The organism is Thalassobacter sp. (genome assembly GCF_982993085.1).
The window spans coordinates 1-8,310 of sequence record NZ_CEZFMW010000140.1 but is presented as its reverse complement, the minus strand read 5'-3'; the positions used below and the strand labels follow the sequence as shown (position 1 = coordinate 8,310).

Annotated in this window: 8 protein-coding genes; 7 read left to right on the top strand and 1 reads right to left on the bottom strand. The window is 60.2% G+C overall.

The features are described 5' to 3' along the window. Positions 1-92 precede the first annotated feature (92 nt). From AC4GMC_RS16175 to lexA, 6 genes are all read left to right on the top strand, one after another. A complete protein-coding gene (locus AC4GMC_RS16175; RefSeq protein WP_487876626.1) occupies positions 93-674 on the top strand; it encodes an anthranilate synthase component II in 582 nt (193 codons plus the stop codon). Further along, positions 671-1,690, top strand: coding sequence for an anthranilate phosphoribosyltransferase (gene trpD, locus AC4GMC_RS16170; protein ID WP_487876625.1), 1,020 nt, complete (start codon positions 671-673; stop codon positions 1,688-1,690). The genes AC4GMC_RS16175 and trpD overlap by 4 nt, the downstream gene beginning before the upstream one ends. Further along, complete coding sequence (trpC, locus tag AC4GMC_RS16165) at positions 1,687-2,499, top strand: indole-3-glycerol phosphate synthase TrpC (RefSeq protein ID WP_487876624.1); 813 nt, start codon at positions 1,687-1,689, stop codon at positions 2,497-2,499. Before trpD ends, trpC begins: the two co-directional genes overlap by 4 nt. Beyond that, positions 2,496-2,987 (top strand): cyclic pyranopterin monophosphate synthase MoaC, encoded by a 492-nt coding sequence (gene moaC, locus AC4GMC_RS16160; protein WP_487876623.1) that lies wholly within the window; start codon positions 2,496-2,498, stop codon positions 2,985-2,987. Before trpC ends, moaC begins: the two co-directional genes overlap by 4 nt. Beyond that, positions 2,984-4,159, top strand: a complete 1,176-nt coding sequence (locus AC4GMC_RS16155; protein ID WP_487876622.1) for a molybdopterin molybdotransferase MoeA — start codon at positions 2,984-2,986, stop codon at positions 4,157-4,159. The genes moaC and AC4GMC_RS16155 overlap by 4 nt, the downstream gene beginning before the upstream one ends. A 94-nt stretch (positions 4,160-4,253) precedes the next feature. Beyond that, positions 4,254-4,946 (top strand): transcriptional repressor LexA, encoded by a 693-nt coding sequence (lexA, locus tag AC4GMC_RS16150; RefSeq protein WP_487876621.1) that lies wholly within the window; start codon positions 4,254-4,256, stop codon positions 4,944-4,946. Here lexA and AC4GMC_RS16145 read toward each other — a convergent pair. After that, positions 4,910-6,994, bottom strand: a complete 2,085-nt coding sequence (locus tag AC4GMC_RS16145) for a ComEC/Rec2 family competence protein (RefSeq protein ID WP_487876620.1) — start codon at positions 6,992-6,994, stop codon at positions 4,910-4,912. The two genes, lexA and AC4GMC_RS16145, sit on opposite strands and share 37 nt — an antisense overlap. A 91-nt stretch (positions 6,995-7,085) precedes the next feature. Here AC4GMC_RS16145 and gltX point away from each other — a divergent pair. Next, a partial coding sequence (gltX, locus tag AC4GMC_RS16140; protein WP_488047513.1) for a glutamate--tRNA ligase occupies positions 7,086-8,310 on the top strand: 1,225 nt, incomplete at its 3' end.

Here is an 8,310-nt window from a genome sequence, read left to right as displayed (position 1 = left end):
TATACCGCGACTGACGCCGGGGTTCACCCCCTAGATTTCGTTCCTCGGGCAAATTGTTGCCCAAGATAAAGGCTCTTTGCCGGGATGGCCCTATGCTGCTGCTGATCGATAACTACGACAGCTTCACGTACAACCTTGTACACTACCTCGGTGAACTAGGTGCTGATGTGAAGGTGGTCCGCAATGATGCGCTTAGCGTGCAGGACGCAATGGCCCTGCGCCCCGAGGCGATCATGCTGTCACCCGGCCCCGGCACCCCGGACGACGCGGGTATTTGCATGGAAATGATTGGCGCCGCCGCCGAAACGCAAACGCCCCTGATCGGTGTGTGCCTTGGCCACCAATCCATTGGACAGGTTTTCGGCGGGACCGTGACGCGCTGCCATGAGATCGTGCACGGCAAGATGGGCATGATGCACCACAAGGGGCGCGGCCTGTTCAAAGACCTGCCAACCCCCTTCAAGGCCACCCGGTATCACAGCCTTGTGGTGGATCGCGACAGCCTGCCCGACACGCTCGAGGTCACGGGCTGGCTAGAAGACGGGACGATCATGGGCCTGTCCCACAAAACCGCGCCCATCCACGGTATACAATTTCACCCCGAAAGCATCGCCTCTGAGCATGGGCACGCTATGCTTAGGACCTTCCTTGATATGACAAAGATTTCCGCATGAGTGACCGCCTGAAACCTTTGATCGGCATTGCCGCCGACCGCCCCCTGACCCGCGCAGAAGCCGAAGAGGCTTTCAGCTGCCTGTTTGAAGGCGACGCGACCCCATCTCAGATGGGTGGGTTTTTGATGGCCCTGCGCGTTCGTGGGGAAACCACGCCCGAAATCGCGGCAGCCGCCTCGGTGATGCGCGCCAAATGCAACGCCGTGACGGCACCCAAGGGCGCGATGGATATCGTCGGCACGGGTGGTGACGGCAAGGGCACGCTCAACATCTCGACCGCGACGGCATTTGTGGTTGCGGGCGCGGGCGTCACCGTGGCCAAGCACGGCAATCGCAACCTGTCGTCCAAGTCGGGTGCCGCGGATGCTTTGGGCGCATTGGGCGTAAACGTGATGGTCGGGACGGAGGTTGTGGAACGCGCCATCGCAGACGTCGGCATCGGCTTTATGATGGCGCCAATGCACCACCCAGCCATAAAACACGTTATGCCCACGCGGACGGAGCTTGGAACAAGAACGCTCTTTAACGTATTGGGACCGTTGACAAACCCTGCTGGTGTACTGCGCCAATTGACGGGTGCGTTCAGTCGCGACCTGATCCGGCCAATGGCCGAAACGCTATTGGATCTAGGATCCGAAAAAGCATGGCTGGTACATGGCAGTGACGGCACAGATGAATTGTCCATTGCAGGTGTTTCCTACGTTGCGGCCCTTGAAAACGGTGCTGTAACCGAACGTGAAGTACACCCCGACGACGCGGGCCTGCCCGAACACGCGTTTGAAGCGATCTTGGGCGGCACACCCGCCGAGAACGGGCGCGCATTTGAGGCGTTGATGAACGGCGCGCTCGGCGCCTACCGCGATGCCGTATTGCTCAACTCCGCAGCGGCTCTTGTCATTGCCGATGTCGCGGCCACCCTGCCCGAAGGCGTGGAACGTGCCCGTGAAAGCATCGACAGCGGTGCAGCTAAATCGAAACTCGCAGCCCTTGCGGCGCTCACCTCGGAGGCCTCATGAGCACCCCGACCATTCTTGAAAAAATCAAAGCCTACAAGCTTGAGGAAATCAGCGCGCGCAAAGCCGCCAAATCGTTGGCCGACGTTGAGGCGGACGCGCGCCAAGCCAGTGCGCCGCGCGGATTTGCCGATGCGCTAGAGGCCGCGTCGCGGACAGGCTACGCCCTGATCGCCGAGGTCAAAAAAGCGTCACCGTCCAAAGGCCTGATCCGCGCTGATTTCAACCCGCCAGAGCTGGCGCAAGCCTATGAGCAGGGCGGTGCCGCGTGCCTCTCCGTTCTGACGGATGGCCCCAGCTTTCAGGGCGATGACAGCTATCTGGTAGCCGCGCGTGAGGCCACATCGCTGCCATGCCTACGCAAAGACTTTATGTACGACACCTATCAGGTGGCTGAGGCGCGCGCATTGGGTGCGGATTGCATTCTGATCATCCTCGCGTCGGTCACCGACACCCAAGCCGCCGAGTTGGAGGCTTGTGCCTTTGAATGGGGCATGGATGTTCTGCTCGAAGTACATAACGCCGAGGAATTGGAACGCGCATCGCAACTACGCTCTCCGCTGATGGGCATAAATAACCGTGATCTCAATACGTTCGAGACAAGTCTTGATACCACGCGCACCCTTTCACGCAGGGTGCCCGCTGACCGGATGGTGGTCAGTGAGTCCGGGCTCTACACCCCCGAGGACCTTGCGGACATGGCACGCTTTGGGGCGCGTACTTTCCTGATCGGAGAAAGCCTTATGCGCCAAACGGACGTCGCCGCGGCTACCCGCGCCCTGCTCGCCAACCCATTGGTGCCGGGCCTATGAGCGGCCTGACCCACTTCGACGCCGACGGACAGGCGCATATGGTTGATGTATCCGACAAGGCGGACACTGCCCGCATGGCAGTCGCTGAAGGCTACATTAAAATGTCCGCACAAACTCTTGAAACTATTCAGGATGGATCTGCAAAAAAGGGCGATGTTCTGGGGGTGGCCCGATTGGCTGGCATCATGGGCGCCAAGCGAACTGCGGACTTGATCCCGCTGTGCCACCCGCTGCCCATCACCAAAGTCGCGATCGAGCTGGAACCCGTTCCTGATCTGCCCGGCGTCCGCGTTGTCGCCACGGTTAAAACGGGCGGCAAAACCGGGGTCGAGATGGAAGCCCTAGCAGCCGTTTCAACCGCACTTTTGACCGTGTACGACATGGTGAAAGCGATCCAAAAAGACATGGAAATCAAAGATATCCGCCTGCTGCGTAAAGAAGGTGGCAAGTCGGGGCTCTTTGAAGTGCCGAGCAAGTCTGACACATGATCTCTGTCGCGGAGGCGTTGGAAAAGGTGCTCAGTCTTGGGGTGCGCCTCCCGGCTGAGGAGGTCCCTGTTCGAGCCGCCGCTGGCCGGGTTTTGGCCGAAGGATTGCGGGCCAAACGCACGCAGCCGCCCTTTTCCGCCTCGGCTATGGATGGGTATGCTGTGCAAGATGGCGATTGGACCACTGGCGCCGTCCTGCGTGTGATCGGCGAGGCAGCTGCGGGCCACGGCTTTGGCGGCACTGTTCAGCCCGGCGAGGCCGTGCGCATTTTCACCGGTGCACCGCTTCCTGACGGAGCCGACCGTGTGGTCATCCAAGAGGATGTCATCCGTTCGGACAATCAGATCACCCTTGGCCAGACCCTAGACACGGGTCGCCACGTTCGCCCTGCGGGGGGTGATTTCAACGAAGGTGACCTGTTTGCGGCCCCGCGCAAAATTGGGCCTGCGGATATCGCCCTTTTGGCCTCTATGAACCACGCGGTCATACCCGTAGTGCGCAAACCTGTTGTCGCGATCATGGCCACAGGTGATGAGCTGGTCGCCCCCGGCGAAACACCCAACCCAGACCAAATCATCGCCTCCAACAGCTACGGCATTGCCGCACAGCTTGAGGCCGCTGGCGCCGAGACCCGGCTTTTGCCCATCGCGCGCGATACCCGCGACGCACTGCGTGCCGTGTTCGCAATGGCCAAGGGCGCGGATCTGATTGTGACCATCGGCGGGGCCTCGGTCGGTGATCATGATCTCGTGGCGGAGGTCGCTGCAGACCTGAAAATGGAGCAATCGTTCTACAAAATCGCGATGCGCCCCGGTAAACCCTTGATGGCAGGCAACATGGACGGCACGCCAATGATTGGCCTGCCAGGAAATCCCGTGTCTTCAATGGTGTGCTCGACACTGTTTATCGTGCCGCTGATCGCCAAGATGCTGGGCCTACCTGCGTCAGCCCCCAAGACGGCGCAAGCCACGTTAGCCAACGATCTTACGCCGAATGGCCCGCGTGAACACTACATGCGCGCTCAGCTTTCCCCGGAAGGCACCGTCAAGGTGCATGACGCCCAAGACAGCGCTTTGATGTCAGTTCTGGCGGCGTCAAACGCGTTGGTTGTGCGCCCCATTCACGACCCTGCACGGGCCAAAGGCGAGAGCGTGTCTATCATTACGTTGTGACCACAATATCTTGTAGATCATAGAATTGTTGACACAAAACAAGAACACCTGTAGAACATGGATTGAACCTAACCCCACAGGGAGGCCCGTGCAGATGTTGACCAAGAAGCAACTCGACCTTCTCGAGTATATCCAAAAGCGTATGGCGCAGGACGGTGTGCCGCCCTCGTTCGATGAAATGAAGGAAGCGCTTGATCTGCGTTCCAAATCCGGGATCCACCGTTTGATCACCGCTCTGGAGGAGCGTGGCTTCATTCGGCGATTGCCGCACCGGGCCCGCGCGCTCGAAATCGTCAAGCTACCCGACGCGCTTCAAGCCAAAGGGTTCAAACCCACAGTGATTGAGGGCGACAAGCCCGCACCCCGCCCCGCGCCCGCCGGTGCCATGGACATCGCGACCGATGCAACCACCCTGCCCGTCATGGGCCGGATCGCCGCCGGTGTTCCTATCGAAGCGATCAGTGAGATTGCCAATCACGTCGCTGTCCCCGGCCAGATGTTGGGGTCCGGTGGTGAACATTACGCGCTTGAGGTCAAGGGCGACTCGATGATCGACGCAGGCATCAACGATGGCGATATCGTTGTCATCCGCGAACAAGAAACCGCCAACAACGGTGAGATCGTCGTGGCCTTGGTCGAAGGTCATGAAGCCACGCTTAAGCGGTATCATCGTAAGGGCGGCATGATCGCCCTAGAGGCTGCCAACCCCGCCTATGAAACCCGCATGTTGCCGGACGATAGCGTAGCGGTTCAGGGTCGGTTGGTCGGGCTCATCCGTACATATTGAAGCGGCGCTAGATCAGGCGCTTGGCCGGCTTTGGGAACCCAAGGCCGGCTTCCTTGTGTCTGGCGGCTTGTGATGACGCGGCCCTCGTGTGTGACGGCAATGGCCCCCGTGGTGCGCAAAACCTTGGGCGAGAGGAAAAGACACCCCTCAGGCGCATCATAGTCTTTGTTCGCAACCACTGCGTGGGATGTTCGACAAGCCTGTGCAACGCGGTCCTGTGCCCCACGCCCGTGCAGGTGCAATAAACCGTGCTCCGTTGCCGCATCCAAGGACCACCGACCAGCAGCTTGCTCCTGATCCTTGGGCAATCCGTCGGCTGCGAGCCAGTTTTGTGCAACGAAACCATCACCGCGTGGCTTTGAAAGGGCTCGGCCCTGCGATGTTTGCACACCCACAAGGTTTCCGCTGGCCGAGATCAAGACCATAGGCCGCGGCGTGGCTGCCCACAACGCGAAGGCGGCAATGGCGGGCACCACCCCGATCCAGCGCGCGCGCCCCTGCCACGCGATACACCATAAACAGCCCAGACAAAGCAGCGGCAACACCACGTTTGATGGCGCCGGGATCAACCGCAACGCCCCTTCCAATCCGGCCACAAAGGCGGAGACCCATAAGATCCAATCAAGCCCCAAAGCCATGCCCCATAGCGCCACCCCTTCGAGCCCAAGGGGGCTCAGCACGGCTGCGACGACCATCAAGGGCATCACGATTGTGCCCATCATCGGGACGCTCAATAGGTTCGCGAGGACGCCGTACTGACCAATTTGATTGAAGTGTGCCGCCGATATAGGCGCCGTCGCAGCCCCCGCAATGATGGATGACATCAAGACCGCGCTGACCTGCGCCACCCCCATAGGCAAGCGCGGCGTGTGTCCACGCATCGCGCTAAAAATCACAACCATCGCTGTGGTTGCGGCAAAAGACATCTGAAATCCTGGGCCCAGCAGTGCCTCTGGTCGCCATGCTAGGACAATCAACGCAGCTATTGCTACTGACCTCAGCGTCAGTGCGCGCCGGTCGCATAAGATGGCGGCTAGCATCACGGCGACTTGGATGAACGCGCGTTGTGTCGCGACACTGCCCCCGGACAAAGCAAGGTAGAATGCCGCCGCTGGAAGCGCCACAAGGGCCGCCCATTTCTTGATCGGATACCTCAACGCCAAAGGCGAAATCAACGCAAGGCCCCCACGTACCGACATGAACACAAACCCCGCAAGCAGCCCCATATGAAGCCCCGAGATCGCCAATAAATGCGCGAGGTTAGAGGCGCGCAACCCCTCCATCGTGGGGGCGTCGATCCCGGCCCGATCCCCGACGGCTACGGCGGCAGCCACCCCGCCGGCTTGTCCTCCGATACGATCCGACAGCCCGGCCGCAATGCGCGCGCGCAAAGTCTGAAGCCACAATTCGCCCGGATCAGGCGCGGCTAACAACGCGGGCGTTCGGGTGTACCCCACACCGCCAATCGACTGAAACCACGCATGACGCTGAAAATCAAAACCGCCCGGTTCCGTGGGGCCACTCGGCGGTGACAGATGACCTGTCATCATCACCCGCTGGCCCGGCGCGGGCTCAAGATAGGGTTGCGCACCGTGCAACGCCACGCGGACGTATTTTGGCGTGCGTTCGGGCGACATATTCGCAAGGCGCACACGATCCATCGTCAGCCGCATCTTGTCTGAGGCGGAGCGGTCGATTTTGACGATCCGCCCCTCAATCGCGCCGTAGTAGCGAAAGGTGAGGACCGGGGCCGCCACGCTATGGGTCCGCAACGCGGCCACCAAAAGGCCCAGACACGCGACCCCCAACACCACAGCAATACCACCAAAGGTTTCGCGCAAGTAGTAACCCACGGCAAAAGCCGCCAACGTCGCAAGCGCGATAAGCCCTAGGGCCTGAAAGGTAGGCTCAACCGGTAGAGAAAAATACATCCCCACGCCCACGCCAAAAGCAACCGCCACAAAGGGCAACCTATGGCCGCGCTGGCTTTGTAATGCCCAGATCAGGCGGGTTGTCATCACCCCCATCAGGGCGCGTGGGTCGGTCACTCTTGTGTCCCCAATTCGCGGGGTCTAAACCCCGCCCAAAGCACATCGCCTCCCTCATCGCTCATCTTGGTTGCTAAAAGGTTAATCCCCTATGACTTCGTCCCAGTCCGAGACCCCTATCGTCACACGTTTCGCCCCGTCCCCCACGGGTTTTTTGCACATCGGAGGGGCGCGGACAGCACTGTTCAACTGGCTCTATGCGCGTGCGCGCGGCGGCAAGTTTGTGCTGCGGATTGAAGACACGGATCGCGCACGGTCCACCCCTGAGGCAACGCAGGCAATTTTGGACGGATTGACGTGGCTGGGCCTCGACTGGGATGGCGACGCGATCAGCCAGTTTGAGCGCGCAGATCGCCACGCTGAGGTCGCGCATACCATGCTAGCCCAAGGCACGGCCTACAAATGCTTTGCCAGCCAAGATGAAATCGCTGCCTTCCGCGACGCGGCAAAAGCCGAGGGGCGGTCCACATTGTACCTTAGCCCGTGGCGTGATGTGCCCGAAGCGGATCATCCCGACACCGCTTATGTCGTCCGACTAAAGGCGCCACGTGACGGCGAAACGCGGGTGAATGATGCCGTGCAAGGCACTGTTGTTGTTCAGAACGCGCAACTTGATGACATGATCCTGCTGCGGTCTGACGGCACGCCGACCTATATGCTGGCCGTCGTTGTTGATGATCATGACATGGGTGTCACACATGTCATCCGGGGCGATGACCACCTCAACAATGCCTCCCGCCAAGAACAAATTTATACCGCGATGGGCTGGAAGGTTCCCGTCTGGGCGCACATTCCGCTGATCCATGGGGCTGATGGCAAAAAGCTCAGCAAACGCCATGGCGCGCTCGGGATTGAGGATTATGCCGCCATGGGCTATCCCGCCGCCGCCTTGCGCAACTACCTTGCGCGCCTAGGCTGGTCCCATGGCGACGATGAGATTTTTACCGATGCACAGGCGCTGGAGTGGTTCGATCTGGACGGGATTGGCAAAGCCCCCGCCCGCCTTGACCTGAAAAAGCTAGAGCACACCTCAGGCCAGCACATCGCGATGATGACAGACGATGAGGCCATGGCCGCCGTAGACGCTTATCGGAGCCTTCAACCGGTCGAGAAATTTTCTGCGACGCAGCATCAGACTTTGGAACGTGCGATGTATTGCCTCAAGCCATCAGCGCGAACAATTCCGCAACTTATTGAAAAAGCTGAGTTTGCGCTCACGTCCCGCCCCATTACGCCGGATGCCAAGGCCGCCAAAGCGCTCGATGCGGTATCCCGTGGTATACTGATTGAATTGACGCCGCACCTGCAAACTGCTA

Bases quoted from the DNA above. Each gene is read 5' to 3' on its own strand.
- AC4GMC_RS16175 (WP_487876626.1), top strand. From the start codon at position 93: ATGCTGCTGCTGATCGATAACTACGACAGCTTCACGTACAACCTTGTA.
- trpD (WP_487876625.1), top strand. From the start codon at position 671: ATGAGTGACCGCCTGAAACCTTTGATCGGCATTGCCGCCGACCGCCCC.
- trpC (WP_487876624.1), top strand. From the start codon at position 1,687: ATGAGCACCCCGACCATTCTTGAAAAAATCAAAGCCTACAAGCTTGAG.
- moaC (WP_487876623.1), top strand. From the start codon at position 2,496: ATGAGCGGCCTGACCCACTTCGACGCCGACGGACAGGCGCATATGGTT.
- AC4GMC_RS16155 (WP_487876622.1), top strand. From the start codon at position 2,984: ATGATCTCTGTCGCGGAGGCGTTGGAAAAGGTGCTCAGTCTTGGGGTG.
- lexA (WP_487876621.1), top strand. From the start codon at position 4,254: ATGTTGACCAAGAAGCAACTCGACCTTCTCGAGTATATCCAAAAGCGT.